Source organism: Dactylosporangium sp. CA-092794 (assembly GCF_050948465.1).
GTDB lineage: Bacteria > Actinomycetota > Actinomycetes > Mycobacteriales > Micromonosporaceae > Dactylosporangium.
The window spans coordinates 5,564,187-5,576,991 of sequence record NZ_CP192044.1 but is presented as its reverse complement, the minus strand read 5'-3'; the positions used below and the strand labels follow the sequence as shown (position 1 = coordinate 5,576,991).

Genomic DNA, 12,805 nt, shown 5'->3' with positions numbered 1-12,805 from the left:
GCGATGTGCGACCGTTGTCGGGTGGAGCGCAGCAAGGACCGGCCCCGGCTCAGCCCCGGCCTCGTCGTCGACGCCGCCGTGCGGCTCACCCGGGAGCGGGGCCTCGACGGCTGGACCATCCGCGACCTGGCCGGCGCGCTGGACACCTGGCCCAACACGATCGCCTACCACGTCGGCGACCGCGAGGCGGTCCTCGACGCGGTCGTGGAGCGGGTCGTCGCCATGATGCCCAACCCGCCGGCCGCGCTCGGCTGGCAGGACTGGTTCCGGGAGCTGCTCTACCCCGGCCGGGAGGTCGTCGCGCAGTACGTCGGGGTGGCCCGGCGGCTGTGCCGGGACGGTGCCACCGTGCCGGCCGCGCTGCCGATCATGGACCGCGGCATCGGCCTGCTGGTCGCCGCCGGGTTCGGCGACCGGGCCCCGCTGGCCTATGCGGCCCTGCTCAACAGCGCCATGCTGCTCGTCGCCCTGGACGACGACCGGGCCCTCGCCGGGCACGGCCGCGGGGACGGCGCCGCCGGCCTGCTCGGTATGGCGCCACCGGATCCGGGCGCGGGCTGGGCCGCCCTGCAGCCGTGGCTGCGCGCCTGGGCCGGCGATCCCGACGCCAGCCGGACCGCCCTCTACCGGTACACCATCGAAAGCATCCTCGCCGGTCTGGCCACCACGCTCACGTCGGCTCCGCCCGGCCCATCCGCCAGTAGCCCATGAACGCCACCGTGCGGCGGTCCCAGCCCCGCTCGGCGACCAGGTGCCGGCGCAGCGTCCGGATCACGCCCGCCTCGCCGGCCAGCCAGGCGTAGACCCCGGCCTCCGGGTGCTCCGGGACCTCCCACAGGTCATCGTCGTCGTCCAGGTCCCCGGCGGGGGCCGGGCGCGGCGCGGGCGCGAGCCGGGCGGCGGCCGCGGCCACCGCCGGCACGAGCCGCGAGCCGTGCGCCGCGCCGTCCCGGGCCAGCCAGGTCACCCGCACCCCGGCGGGGGCGGCCAGCCGCAGGGCGTCCGCGGTGTGCGGCACCTCCAGCAGCGCCTCACCGCGCGCCTCGGCCGGCAGGCCGGCCAGGATCGACGCGATCGCCGGGGCCGCGGTCTCGTCCCCGGCCAGCAGCAGCGGCCCCCCGGCGTGGTGCGGGCGGAACTCGACGCCGCCGGAGTCGCCGAGGTAGTCGGCGTTCGGCCCGAGCAGCCGCAGGTCGTCGCCGACCGCGGCCCGGTTGGCCCAGCGGGCGGCCGGCCCGCCGTCGCCGTGCAGCACGACGTCGACGTCGACCTCCCCCACCGCCCGCCGCACGGCCCGCACCGTGTAGGTGCGCAGCGGCGGGCGCCGCTCGTCCGGCAGCTCGCGCCAGCGGGTGTACCAGTCCGCGCCCTCGGGCAGGTGCGCGAACCCGCCCGCCGGCGCCGGAAAGATGATCTTGATACGCTGGTCGCGCCCGTGGTCGGCGAACCGCGAAAGGTCCGCCCCGGCGAAGGTGACCCGCAGGAACGACGGGCTCAGCCGGTGCAGCGCGCGCACCCGGGCGCGGAAGGTCAGGTAGGGCAGTTCCATCGCTCACACACCGATCCAGGTACCCCTCACCATGGGTGGTTAGGCTAGCCTAACCTCAGTTCTTGTCAACGGTTGGGGATCGGAGAGGCATGCTGCTCCTGCGCGACGCGCGGCTCGGGCCGGCGGACGAGCGCCACGACATCCTGCTGCGGGACGGGCGGATCGCCGCCGTCGCCCCGCTGGGCACGTTCGAGGCCGGCGGCGCCGAGGTGGTGCCGCTCGGCGGGCGGTTCGTGATCCCCGGGCTGTGGGACGAGCACGTGCACTTCACCCAGTGGGTGATCGCTCGCCGGCGGCTCGACCTGTCCGGCACGACCAGCGCCGCGCAGGTCCTCGACCGGGTCCGCGCCCACCTGGCCACGACACCCGGCCCGCTCACCGGCTACGGTTTCCGCGACGCCCTGTGGCCCGACGCACCCACGCTCGCGGCCCTGAACGCGGTCGCGCCCGCGGTGCCGGTCGTGCTCATCAGCGGCGACCTGCACTGCGCCTGGCTCAACTCGCCGGCCGCCGCCCTGCTCGGCGTGACCGTCGGCGACACGGGCGTGCTGCGCGAGGGACCATGGTTCGACGCCTCCCGCGACCTGGAGTCCGGCCGCCTGATCACCGCCGCCGACTACCGGGAGGCCGCGCTCGCCGCCGCCCGCCGCGGGGTGGTCGGCATCGTGGACTTCGAGAACGCCGACAACATCGCCGAGTGGCCCGCGCGCGTGGCGGCCGGGGTCACCCAGCTGCGCGTCGCGGCCTCCGTCTGGCCCGACCGCCTCGACGCCGCCATCGCCGCCGGCCTGCGCACCGGCGCCGCGCTCGACACCGCGGGCCTGGTCACGATGGGACCGCTGAAGGTCGTGGTCGACGGGTCGCTCAACACCCGCACCGCGCTGTGCTTCGACCCGTACCCCGGGCTCGACCCGGCCCGCCCGGACGCCTGCGGCACGTCGATCGTGCCGCCGGAGGAGCTGCGCGGGCTGCTGGAGGGGGCCCGCTCGCACGGCATCGCCGCGGCCGTGCACGCGATCGGCGACCGGGCCAACGCGGAGGTCCTCGACGTGTTCGAGGCCCTCGGCCTGCCGGGCACGATCGAGCACGCGCAGCTCGTCCGCGACCGCGACGTCGCCCGGTTCGCACGGCTGGGCCTGGTCGCCAGCGTGCAGCCGGAGCACGCGATGGACGACCGCGACATCGCCGAGCACCACTGGGCCGGCCGGACCGGGGCGGCGTTCGCCTACGGCTCGCTGCACCGCGCCGGCGTCACCCTGCGGCTGGGCTCCGACGCCCCGGTCGCACCGCTCGACCCCTGGCTCGCCATCGCCTCGGCCACCAGCCGCAGCCGCGACGACCGCGAGCCCTGGCACCCCGAACAGTGCCTGCCGCTGGCCGCCGCGCTCGCCGCCAGCGCCCGCGGCCGGATCGCCGTGGCCGCGGGCGGCCCGGCCGACCTGGCCGTGCTGGACCGTGACCCCGCCACCGCCACGCGCGACGAGCTGCGCACCATGCCGGTCGCCGCGACCCTCGTCGGCGGCGCCTTCACCTGGGACGGCCGCTGAGCCGCCGGCGGCCTCAGACGGCGGCCGGGTGCGGGGCCCGCCCGACGGCGTGCAGGTGCCGCAACGCCTGGGCGTACGAGGCCAGCAGGCTGGTCTGGCAGTACGCGAGGTCGTGCGCCTGGCAGAACTGCCGGACCAGCGCCTGCGCCCGGCGCAGGTTCGGGCGCGGCATGCTCGGGAACAGATGGTGCTCGATCTGGTAGTTCAGGCCGCCCAGCATGAAGTCGGTGAACCAGTGCCCGCGCACGTTGCGCGAGGTGAGCACCTGCCGGCGCAGGTAGTCGGTGCGATCGTCCGGGCCGAGCATCGCCATGCCCTTGTGGTTCGGCGCGAAGGCGCAGCCGAGGTAGAGCCCGAAGAGTCCCTGGTGGAGCAGGATGAATCCCACGGCCTGCAGCGGGGACAGGATCACGAACACGGCGGTCAGGTAGCCGATGACGTGGACGGCGAACAGCACGGTCTCCCAGCCGGGACGGCGGATCGCGCGCCGGCCGAGGGCCCGCAGGCTCGCCACGTGGAGGCTGAGGGCCTCCAGCAGCAGCATCGGGAAGAAGAGGTACGCCTGGTAGCGGTACACGGCCGCGGCGAACCGGCCCCGCCCGCGGGCCTGGGCGGTCGTGAACGCCAGTGCCCCGATCTCGATGTCGGGATCCTTGCCCTCCTCGTTGGGGTGGGCGTGATGCCGGTTGTGCTTGTCGATCCACCAGCCGTAGCTGAGCCCGATGGCGAGGTTGGCGTGCAGGATGCCGATGACGTAGTTCGCCCGGCTCGAGCCGAACATCTGCCGGTGCCCGGCGTCATGGCCCAGGAAACCGAGCTGGGTGAAGACGAACGCCAGGAACACGGCGGTCGCCATCTGCCACCAGGACTCGCCGATCGCGACGAAGGCCGCCCAACCGCCGAGGAACAGCGCCGCGGTGACGGCCATCTTCCACCGGTAGTAGCGGGGCCGGCGATCCAGCAGTCCGGCGGCCTTGACCAGGCGCAGGAGGTGGGCGTACTGGCTACCGTGCCCGGATCGGACGGTGAGCGGCGTCGGCTGCCGCAGTGACATGGTTTGGCCTCCCGGCGGCACGCATGCGTCTACTGGGACGCCCCGCAGGACCGCGGGGCGTTCGGAACGTGTGCCGCGGCCGGGCCCGCGCGCCGCTCAGCGCGCGGGCACGGCTCGGACGGCGCGTCTCAGATGACGCGGATGTTGGAGGCCTGCGGCCCCTTCTGGCCCTGGGTGATCTCGAACTCCACCCGCTGGTTCTCCTCCAGGCTGCGGAAGCCGCCCGCCGAGATCGCGGAGTAGTGGGCGAACACGTCGGAACCACCGCCGTCAGGGGTGATGAAGCCGAAGCCCTTCTCCGCGTTGAACCACTTCACAGTACCGACGGTCATGTGCTTGCTCCTTCGCAAGGCAGATGAAGACCACACCGTGCGATCTTCTGCGTCGCCGCTTTGATGACCCTGCTCCGGAACCCCGGCAATACTGACAGCGCCCGCAGGTGCGGGGACCCACGGGCGCGGACAACATTATGTGGAAATCAAGAACGTGTCTGGCTATCAAGACTGCAACACCCCCAATTTAGCACGGAGGCGGATCCGCGCCTCCGGACGGGCGCAGCGTGTCGTGCCGCACGATGCTTGACGCTGACGTCAATGTCAGGTTCTACCGTCGGTCCTGCCACCTGCCATGGCATCCAGAGACGCCCGAGGCGGCACTGAACGCGGCGCGGGGCGGATGCACGCTTCCGTGCACCCGCCCCGCCGGGGGACGGTCCGGTCAGGGCTGCGGGTGCCCGGCCACCAGGGTCGCGGTGTCCGCCGGCGCGGAAGTGCCCGCCACGTGCTTGACCGACTTCTGCAGCTGGTCGAGCGTGGGGTTGGCGCGCACCTGGCGGACCCCGTCGACGATCTGCTCGTACTTCGCCCGGCCCGCGCGGGTACCGAGCACATAACCGACGGCCACACCGGCCGCCAACGTCAACCAACGCATCAGCATCTCCTCACATCCGCCCGCTGTAGTTCCCGTGCCGTCCGGCACCGAAACACCCGAGGGTGTACCGCGCGGCGTGCGGCCGGTACGCTCGCCCACACGGCATCCGGTGGCGGCGCACCGGCCGGGCCATCGTCGAAGGAGTGCCGCCGTGCCATCCACCGCCACCGGCCAACCGGGCGACACCGCGGCCCCGCCGGCCCGGATGCGCTCCCGCGACGTGGTCTACCGGGCCGTCGCGGTCGCCGTCGTCGTGATCGCCGCGGCCGTCGCCGTCGTGCTGCTCGGCCGCGGCAACGACAGCGGCGGCACGGGCCAGAGCACCGTCACGCCGGCCGCCGACGCCGGCACCGGGCCGGTCGACCGGGAGTTCCGGTTCACCATCGCCAACCGGGTCGCCAGCCCGCCAACCAGCCGGGCCGAGATCGCCCGCGGCAGCACCATCCGGATCACCGTCACCTCGGACGCCCCGGACGAGCTGCACGTGCACGGCTACGACCGCCGGGCCACCCTCTCCCCCGGCGTGCCGGCCTCGGTGCGGTTCCGGGCCGACACCGCTGGCCTGTTCGAGGTCGAGACCCACGGCAGCAAGCTGGTGCTGCTCCAGCTCGAGGTCCGCTGACCGCCGGCTCAGGCCGGCGGCGACGCCCCCTCCAGGGCCTTGGTGACCGCGGTGGAGATCGCGGTGGCGACCTTGCGCCTGCTGCGGCGGCGCTGCCACAGCCAGCCGGCCACCGCGGCGGCGACGATGATCAGCACGATCGCCTGGCCCCACGGCCCGGCCCAGGCGGCGCCCGTGCCCGAGACGGGCGCGAGGCTGACCGTGGGGGCCTCGGCGCCGGCGACCGGCCGCAGTTCGACCGTCGCGGTGAGGCGGACCGCCGGCCAGACCCGGGGCACGTCGACGGTGCGGGTCAGCGAGCCGCCGGGCAGGATCTCGGGCAGCTCGCCCAGGTCCACGGCGCGGCCCAGCAGTCCGAACGGTCCGGCGACGCGCAGCGTCTGCCGCGCCCGGAGCCGGACGTTGCCGGTGTTGGTGACGGTGTACGTCACGGTGGCGGTGCCCGGCTCGACCGGGTTGAGCGTGCCGCGGTAGCCGACGCGGACGCCGCCGACGCCCAGCGCGGGGCTCAGGGCGCCCGGCACCCGCAGGTACACCCGGGAACCGAGCCGCCGGTCGAGGTTGACGCTGCCCGGCCCGCCCGTCGCGAGGGAGGTGACGATCCCGGCGGTGTGGTCGCCGGGGGTGGCGCCGGCCGGGACGGTGAGCGTGAACGGCACGACGACCGACTCCTGCGGCTGGAGCGTGACCTGCGGGGTCTTGATCGTGATCCAGGCGCCGGCGTCGACCGGGCGGCGGTTCGCGGCGAGCAGGTCGATGGCGCCGGTCGACGTGGTGAACGCGTCGCTGGCGTACACCTTCAGGCTGATCGGCGCCTTGCCGTAGTTGGCCACGGCGATGGCGTCGGTGATGGCGGTGCCGGCCGGCAGCGTGTAGGTGAAGTGCGCCCGGTTCGCGCCCAGGTTGGTGTTGGCCGGGGCGGCGCCCCAGGTGACGTTGTCGGCGGTGCCCGGCGACGGCTCGGCCCGGGCCGCCGTTGCGGCAACGGCCACGAGCACCGCCGGCAGCAGCACGATGCCGCTCAATCGCGCTACGGGCCTGGGGAAAGTGATGGTCATCGTGCCTCGGCTGTCGTGGCGACGGGTCCCCGCGCCCGGCGGGCGGTCGCGGGGACCCGATCGGTTCGGGGGAACGGGCTAACTGAGGGCGGTCAGGGTGAGCACCGCCGTGTAGGTGCCGGCCGGCGTGGCGGCCGGGACCTGCAGGTCCAGGTCGGCGCCGACGGTGGCGCTGCCCGGGTCGTGGCCGTCCGCGGCCGACGCCAGCGTCGAGGCGTCGGTCAGGCCGTTACCGGAGGTCAGGCCAGGCGTCACCGAGGCACCGGCGACCGCGCCCGCGCCGGCCGTGGTGACCTGCGGGGTCCAGCCGAGGTACTTGCCGGACAGCGCGCCGCCGTTGAAGTCGCCGGCCTGGCCGGCGATCGACCACGTCGGGCCGCCGGTGCGGGTGTCGGTGACGGTCACCGGCAGCAGTGCGCCGGTCGACTGCAGGTAGGCGCCGTGGCTGGTCGCCTGGCTCAGCGTGACCGCCCGGCCGGTGCCGTTGATCGTCCAGGTGAACGACCCCGCCGGGGTCTGCTCCGGCACGGTGGCGGTGATCGTCTCGCTGTCGCTGTCCGCCGGGGGCGGGGTGGTGGTGACGGCGAGGGTCACCGCGTCGGTCGTCGCCGTACCCGCCGCGTTGGTGAACACGGCCCGCACCTTCGACCCGTTGTAGCCGGCCGCGTGGACCGTCAGGGTGAAGGTCGTGGCCGTGGCGCCCGGGTAGTCCTGCCACGCCGGCGAGCCCGGCGCCTGCAGCTGCCACTGCACCGTCGGGGCCGGGTCGCCGGAGGCGGCCGCGGTGAAGGTGGCGGTGCCGCCGACCGTCGCGGTCGCGGCGGCGGGCTGGGTGGTGATCACCGGCGCGGACTGCGCCGGCGCCGACGTGGTGTAGGCCACGCCGATCGGCGTGGGCACCTTCGCCGGGTCCTCGCTGCCGCCGGAGCTGTACCAGTACGACGACTGCCCGGTCAGGTGCTGGAAGTCGACGAACGCCTGCGGCCACGCGCCGGAGCCCGGCCCGGTGGACTGGCTCGCGTCCCCGGCCCCGGTGGTCACCGTGACACCGGGGTAGTCCGGGGTGACGGTGAACCCGCTCGGCGTGACGGTCACGCCGTGCAGGGTCGCCACCGTCAGGGTGGTGGGCGTGATCGGGCTCCACGCCGTGGGGTCGGCCATCGAGGCGGCGAACCCGGACAGGGTCGCGGTCAGCGTGCCGGTGCCGTCGCCGTTGACGGTGAGCGTCGGATCGCTCGCCGACCAGTAGGTCAGGCCGCCGTAGAACACGACGGTGAACCCGCCGGTCCAGTGGATGGTGGCCGTGTTGCCGTCCGGGTCGACGGTGCCGGTGCCGCCCGAGAACCTGACCCGGTTCGCGGTCGTCGTGGTCAGCCCGACCGTGGTGGTGTCGTCCGGGCCCTTGCACCGGGTGGCCCAGGTGGGCTGGTGGTAGGTCCCGGTGGTGTCGGGCTTCTCGACGGTGACGTTGCCGGCCTGCGTCGCGTAGCCCGGCGCCGGCGTCGTCTGCGTCCACAGCGTCGACGAGCCGGTGTCGCCGGCCACCCCGGCGGAGAGGAAGTTGCAGACGCCGAAGTGGGCGCCGGCGCCGACCTCGTTGTCCAGCGCCCAGGTCAGGCCGGCGTCGCTCACCGGTAAGGCGGCGGCCGCCGACGCGGCCCGGGTGCCGAGCAGGCTCGCACCCGGCACCGCCAGGGCGGCGATCGCGGCGCCGGCGATGAGGCGCCGCCGCGTTCCTCCGTTCCCTGGCGGTGAGCTGCGGGCAGTGATTTGATGCATGTGGTTCTTCCCTTTCGTGGAACCGTTCGGTGACGCCCGGATGGGCGCCGCCCTGGTGGGGACCGGGCGGGCAAGGCCCGGTCCCCGCCGCTGTGGGCCGCCGGTGGCTACGGCCGGTCGAGCGCCGCGGCCGGCGGCAGGTGCCGCTCGGCGAGGTCGGTGAAGACCGCCCGGTTGAGCTCGAAGGCGATGACCGCCTCCTCGACGGCGCGGTCGTGACCGTCCGGGCCGAGCGGGGCCCGGTCGAGCAGGTCGCGGTAGTGGTCGCGGAACGGCTTGATCTTCTCGATGCGGTCGAAGGTGTAGAAGCCGGTCGAGCGGTACCCGTCGGTGCCGTAGACGCGGGCGATGGTGGTCCGGATGATCTGCCCGCCGGACAGGTCGCCGAGGTAGCGCACGTAATGGTGGGCGATGAACGCGGCCGGCTCGGTGGCCGCGGCCGACTCCAGCCGGGCCACGTAGCTGTCGGTCGCGGGCACCCGCCGCCGGTCGGCCTCGGCGCGCCAGCTTGGGCCGAGCAGGTGGGCCAGGTCGGCCTCCAGGTGCGGCACCCGGGTCAGCTCGTCGAACACGAACGCCCCGGCGACCGGATGGCCGCGCCAGCCGTCGGCGGCCGCCTCCAGCGCGGTGTAGATGGCGTGGTTCTGCACCACCAGCGCGGTGTAGGCGGGCAGCGGCAGCGCGCCGGCCAGCAGCTGCCGCACGTACGGTGCGGTCTCGGCCTGGTCGTGGACCGCCTGGGTCCGCGCCCGCAGCGCGGCGGACAGGCGCATCCCGTGGCCCTCGTCGACGATGCCGGTGACGGTCATTCGGCGCTCCCTTCTCCCGATGGGCGGCCACGGCGGCCGGCCCGCACGATCAGCAGTCCCGCGCCGGCCAGCAGCACGCCGCCGACCAGCCACGGCAGCCAGGCCGGCGTTCCGGCGGCGGGCCGGTCGGCGCCGCGGGCGTCCGGGCGGGGGTTCAGCGACGGGATCAGCGGCTGCGGGCCGGGGTCGGCGGTGCTCGGCACCGCGGCGGGGGCACCGGTGGCCGACGGGGTGGGCCTCCGCTTGAGCGCGGGGACCAGGCCGGTCGCGCCCGGGGTGGCGCTGGGTGGTGTTCCCGCGGATCGGGTACCGGCGGTGCCCGTGGCGGTGGTACAGCCGGACAGCAGCACGGTGGCGTCGTCGAGCGCCTCGCCGGCGGTGTAGAACGGCGTGCCGTTGAAGGAGAACGAGTCCACGTCGGCGATCGCGGTGTGCAGCACGCGCCGGATGCCGGTGCCGTCGCTGACCGGGCCGGTGCCGGCCAGGTCGATCGTGGCCAGCGCCTCGGCGGCGTGGGCGCTGGTGGCGGGCGGCTGCCCGGGCTGGGTCACGGTCAGCGACACGTCCGCGTAGAGCACCCCGGCCGCGCCGCTGACGACGACCTTCGGGTTGGCGATCGTCACGTCGAAGAAGTGCGCCGGGTAGGAGAACTCGACCGACCCGCCGTACTGCACGCTGAAGACGTCCGGCGACGTGTAGGCGGAGCTGGACACGAACGGCCACCGGTAGGCGCCGCTGCCCGCCGCCCCGTTCACCGCGAGGTCCTCGTCCAGGATCGTCGCGCCGCCGCTCGCCGCGATCCGGTTGGCCGGGAACCCGGCGGCGACGTACGCCCGGAAGCTCTTCTTGAACCCCCACGTCAGGCTGCCGCCGCGCACCCCGCCGGTCAGCGCGCAGGAGGCCGGGCCGGTGGTCACCGCCGCGCTGGGCGACCGGCTCGGCGACGGCGACCGGCTCGGGCTCGGGCTCGGGCCGGCCGGAACCGAGTAGGAGACGGTGAGCGGAGCCGCCACCTTGGTCGCATCGCTCAGTCCGGAGGAGTACCAGTACGAGGACTCCCCCGTGCGGTGCTGGAAGTCGACGAAGTCCTGCGGGAACGATCCCCAGTCCGCGCCGGTGCGCAGCTGGGCGTTGTCGGCGGGGTCGGTGGTGACCGCGACCCCGCGGTAGTCCGGCCTCGCGGTGAACCCGCTGCCGGCGAGCCCGATGCCGGTCAGGGTGGCCAGCGTGACGGTCGCCGGGGCCAGCGCCACCCACCGGCTCGGGTCGGCCGGCGAGGTGCCGTAGCCGCTCAGGGTCGCCCGCAGGGTGCCGGTGCCGTCGGCGCGCACGGTCAGGACCGGGTCGCTGGCGGTCCAGTAGACGAGGCCGCCGTACAGCACCGACGTGAACGACCCCGTCCAGGCGATGGTGGCGGTGTGCGCGGACGGGTCGAGGGTGCCGCTCCCGCCGCCGATCCGGACCCGGGTCTTGCTGCTGGTGGTCGTGGTCAGCGCGGTGGCGCCGTCCGGGCCGGTGCACCGGGTGTCCCAGGTGGGCCGGCGGTAGGCGCCGGCGGTGTCGGGCTTCTCGACCACGACGTGGCCCGCCTGGGTCGCGTAGCCGGGCGCCGGGTCGGCCCGCGTCCACAGCCCGGGCGAGCCGGCGTCGCCGGCCGTGCCGGCGGACAGGAAGTTGCAGCCGCCGAAGTGGGCCCCGGCGCTGGCGGTGTCGTTGAGCGCCCAGGTCAGCGTGGCGTCGGTGATCGCCCGGGCATCCGCCGCCCGCGAGGCCGCGGCGGCGACGGCGACGGTCGCGGCGACGACCAGCGCCACCACGGCCAGCGGGCCGGCCCGCCTCATGGGGTGGTACTCCCGGCCGGTGGCGTGCGCCGGCGCAGGCGGAGGGCACCGGCGACGCCGAGCAGGACCAGGGCCGCGGCGCCGGCGAACCACCAGCCCGCCGTGCCGGACGTCCCGCTCGTCGCGACCGGAGACGGATCCGCCGCGGCCGGGACGGACGGCTCCGCGGAAGCGGCGGCCGGCGGCGGGGCCGCGGCCGGCGCCTGCGTGGTGGCGGGCGGCGCCGGCTGCTTGGGGGCCGCGAAGGTGACCGGGGTGAACGTCTCGTTCCGCGGCTCGACCACGCCGTGGGCGCCGATGGTGATGATGCCGCAGCTCACCTTCCGGCAGTCGATCTGCTCGACCGCGCCGTTGCGGCCGCGGGCGGGGAAGGTGGCGCCGGGCACGATCAGCGTCGTGGACCAGGTGCCGTCCGGGTGCACGATGCCGCCGTTGGCGGCGTACAGGGTGCCGCCGTCCTCGAAGGAGACGAACCGCTGGTAGCCGTGGTTGTCCTTGGTCTCCTCGTCCTGCACGTAGCGGAAGTCGGCGCCGCTGGTGCCGCCCTTACTGGGCTGCCAGCTGCCGCTGACGGTGCCGAACAGCACGTACACGCCGCCGAACCCGCCCTTGACGGCCTGGAAGCCGCTGCCCTGCAGCTGCAGGGTGGTCGCGTAGTCCGGGTCGAGGGTCGCGGGCGAGAACGCCACCCGGGCGCCGGCCGCCCACGCCGGCCCGGCCGGCGGCGCGGCCACGGCGAGCACGGCGAGGGCGGCCACGAGCCCGGAGCGGACGAGATTCATCGGGGCGCTCCTGTCGTCGGCGCGGCGTGGGCCCGGCGGGGCGCGACGATCAGCCCGCCGGTCGTGGGGTGGTGGAACACGTCGACCGGCACCCGGTAGACCCGCTCCAGCAGGGACTCGGTGAGCACCTCGGCGGGCGCGCCGTGCGCCACCAGCCGGCCCTCGCTCACCACGGCGATCCGGTCGGCGTAGGCGGCGGCGAGCGGGATGTCGTGCAGCACGGCCAGCACGGCGAGGCCGGCGTCGGCACACGCCCGGACCGTGGACATGATCAGCTCCTGGTGCCGCAGGTCCAGCGCGGCGGTCGGCTCGTCCAGCAGCAGTACCCCGGTGTGCTGGGCCAGGACCCGCGCGAACGACGCGCACGCCTGCTCGCCGCCGGACAGCGTGGGGAAGCGCCGATGCGCGAGCGCGGTCACGTCCGCGGCGGCCATCGCCCGGTCGATCAGCTCCTCGTCGTCGTCCTCCGCGCCGGTGCCGGCCCAGGGCGCCCGGCCCATCGCGACCACCTCGGCGACGGTGAACGGGAACGACAGGCTCGGCCGCTGGGGCAGCACCGCCCGGCGCCGGGCCAGCCGCAGCGGGCTTGCCCGGTGTACCACCAAACCGGCCAGATCCACCGAACCGGCGCTCGGCGGCAGGTCACCGGCGAGCAGGGACAGCAGCGTGGACTTGCCGGCGCCGTTGGGGCCGATCACGGCCAGCACCTCGCCCGCGGCCAGGTCCAGGTCCACGTCGCGGAGGAGCCAGCGGCCCTCGACCCGCACGCCCAGCCCGCGGGCGCGCAGCGCCACCTCGCCCACATCGACCGCTACCGGAAGGCTCATGCCCAGC

General features: G+C 75.1%; 13 protein-coding genes. 3 read left to right on the top strand and 10 right to left on the bottom strand.

Annotated features, from left to right (window positions below; genetic code table 11):
* Nucleotides 1-21: 21 nt before the first annotated feature.
* Nucleotides 22-711 (top strand): TetR/AcrR family transcriptional regulator, encoded by a 690-nt coding sequence (locus ACQPXD_RS23955; RefSeq protein ID WP_432842119.1) that lies wholly within the window; start codon nucleotides 22-24, stop codon nucleotides 709-711.
* On the opposite strand, the gene ACQPXD_RS23950 is transcribed toward ACQPXD_RS23955, so the two are convergent.
* Complete coding sequence (locus ACQPXD_RS23950; RefSeq protein WP_432842117.1) at nucleotides 671-1,549, bottom strand: siderophore-interacting protein; 879 nt, start codon at nucleotides 1,547-1,549, stop codon at nucleotides 671-673. The two genes, ACQPXD_RS23955 and ACQPXD_RS23950, sit on opposite strands and share 41 nt — an antisense overlap.
* Before the next feature lie 89 nt (nucleotides 1,550-1,638).
* Here ACQPXD_RS23950 and ACQPXD_RS23945 point away from each other — a divergent pair, with 89 nt between their 5' ends.
* The gene (locus ACQPXD_RS23945; RefSeq protein WP_432842115.1) at nucleotides 1,639-3,096 is read left to right on the top strand and encodes an amidohydrolase; all 1,458 of its coding nucleotides are present in this window, start codon (nucleotides 1,639-1,641) and stop codon (nucleotides 3,094-3,096) included.
* Nucleotides 3,097-3,109: 13 nt separating this feature from the next.
* On the opposite strand, the gene ACQPXD_RS23940 is transcribed toward ACQPXD_RS23945, so the two are convergent.
* From ACQPXD_RS23940 to ACQPXD_RS23930, 3 genes are all read right to left on the bottom strand, one after another.
* Nucleotides 3,110-4,150, bottom strand: a complete 1,041-nt coding sequence (locus ACQPXD_RS23940) for a fatty acid desaturase family protein (RefSeq protein ID WP_432842113.1) — start codon at nucleotides 4,148-4,150, stop codon at nucleotides 3,110-3,112.
* Between the two features lie 128 nt (nucleotides 4,151-4,278).
* Nucleotides 4,279-4,482 carry a cold-shock protein gene (locus ACQPXD_RS23935; protein ID WP_432842111.1) on the bottom strand — a complete coding sequence of 68 codons (204 nt, stop codon included), beginning with the start codon at nucleotides 4,480-4,482 and terminating at the stop codon, nucleotides 4,279-4,281.
* A 385-nt stretch (nucleotides 4,483-4,867) separates the two neighbouring features.
* Complete coding sequence (locus tag ACQPXD_RS23930; RefSeq protein WP_432842109.1) at nucleotides 4,868-5,080, bottom strand: hypothetical protein; 213 nt, start codon at nucleotides 5,078-5,080, stop codon at nucleotides 4,868-4,870.
* A 151-nt stretch (nucleotides 5,081-5,231) separates the two neighbouring features.
* Between ACQPXD_RS23930 and ACQPXD_RS23925 the strand changes: the two genes are divergently transcribed.
* The gene (locus ACQPXD_RS23925) at nucleotides 5,232-5,702 is read left to right on the top strand and encodes a hypothetical protein (RefSeq protein ID WP_432842107.1); all 471 of its coding nucleotides are present in this window, start codon (nucleotides 5,232-5,234) and stop codon (nucleotides 5,700-5,702) included.
* Nucleotides 5,703-5,710: 8 nt separating this feature from the next.
* Here the strand turns inward: ACQPXD_RS23925 and ACQPXD_RS23920 are convergent, their stop codons facing one another.
* The 6 genes from ACQPXD_RS23920 to ACQPXD_RS23895 form a co-directional block, all read right to left on the bottom strand.
* Nucleotides 5,711-6,727 (bottom strand): WxL protein peptidoglycan domain-containing protein, encoded by a 1,017-nt coding sequence (locus tag ACQPXD_RS23920; protein WP_432842105.1) that lies wholly within the window; start codon nucleotides 6,725-6,727, stop codon nucleotides 5,711-5,713.
* 111 nt (nucleotides 6,728-6,838) lie between these two features.
* Entirely contained in the window at nucleotides 6,839-8,539 is a 1,701-nt protein-coding gene (locus tag ACQPXD_RS23915) for a hypothetical protein (protein WP_432842103.1), read from the bottom strand.
* 107 nt (nucleotides 8,540-8,646) lie between these two features.
* The gene (locus ACQPXD_RS23910) at nucleotides 8,647-9,348 is read right to left on the bottom strand and encodes a heme oxygenase (biliverdin-producing) (protein WP_432842101.1); all 702 of its coding nucleotides are present in this window, start codon (nucleotides 9,346-9,348) and stop codon (nucleotides 8,647-8,649) included.
* Nucleotides 9,345-11,189: an HtaA domain-containing protein gene (locus tag ACQPXD_RS23905; RefSeq protein WP_432842099.1), complete on the bottom strand. Its 1,845-nt coding sequence runs from the start codon at nucleotides 11,187-11,189 to the stop codon at nucleotides 9,345-9,347. Before ACQPXD_RS23905 ends, ACQPXD_RS23910 begins: the two co-directional genes overlap by 4 nt.
* Nucleotides 11,186-11,971 carry a hypothetical protein gene (locus ACQPXD_RS23900; protein WP_432842097.1) on the bottom strand — a complete coding sequence of 262 codons (786 nt, stop codon included), beginning with the start codon at nucleotides 11,969-11,971 and terminating at the stop codon, nucleotides 11,186-11,188. The genes ACQPXD_RS23905 and ACQPXD_RS23900 overlap by 4 nt, the downstream gene beginning before the upstream one ends.
* On the bottom strand, nucleotides 11,968-12,798 hold the full coding sequence (locus ACQPXD_RS23895; RefSeq protein ID WP_432842095.1) for a heme ABC transporter ATP-binding protein: 831 nt from the start codon (nucleotides 12,796-12,798) through the stop codon (nucleotides 11,968-11,970). Before ACQPXD_RS23895 ends, ACQPXD_RS23900 begins: the two co-directional genes overlap by 4 nt.
* Nucleotides 12,799-12,805 lie beyond the last annotated feature (7 nt).

What these genes read in the sequence shown, in the direction of transcription:
- ACQPXD_RS23940 (WP_432842113.1), bottom strand. Translation starts at nt 4,150, where the DNA reads ATGTCACTGCGGCAGCCGACGCCGCTCACCGTCCGATCCGGGCACGGT.
- ACQPXD_RS23915 (WP_432842103.1), bottom strand. Translation starts at nt 8,539, where the DNA reads ATGCATCAAATCACTGCCCGCAGCTCACCGCCAGGGAACGGAGGAACG.
- ACQPXD_RS23900 (WP_432842097.1), bottom strand. Translation starts at nt 11,971, where the DNA reads ATGAATCTCGTCCGCTCCGGGCTCGTGGCCGCCCTCGCCGTGCTCGCC.
- ACQPXD_RS23935 (WP_432842111.1), bottom strand. Translation starts at nt 4,482, where the DNA reads ATGACCGTCGGTACTGTGAAGTGGTTCAACGCGGAGAAGGGCTTCGGC.
- ACQPXD_RS23905 (WP_432842099.1), bottom strand. Translation starts at nt 11,189, where the DNA reads ATGAGGCGGGCCGGCCCGCTGGCCGTGGTGGCGCTGGTCGTCGCCGCG.
- ACQPXD_RS23945 (WP_432842115.1), top strand. Translation starts at nt 1,639, where the DNA reads ATGCTGCTCCTGCGCGACGCGCGGCTCGGGCCGGCGGACGAGCGCCAC.
- ACQPXD_RS23895 (WP_432842095.1), bottom strand. Translation starts at nt 12,798, where the DNA reads ATGAGCCTTCCGGTAGCGGTCGATGTGGGCGAGGTGGCGCTGCGCGCC.
- ACQPXD_RS23950 (WP_432842117.1), bottom strand. Translation starts at nt 1,549, where the DNA reads ATGGAACTGCCCTACCTGACCTTCCGCGCCCGGGTGCGCGCGCTGCAC.
- ACQPXD_RS23930 (WP_432842109.1), bottom strand. Translation starts at nt 5,080, where the DNA reads ATGCGTTGGTTGACGTTGGCGGCCGGTGTGGCCGTCGGTTATGTGCTC.
- ACQPXD_RS23910 (WP_432842101.1), bottom strand. Translation starts at nt 9,348, where the DNA reads ATGACCGTCACCGGCATCGTCGACGAGGGCCACGGGATGCGCCTGTCC.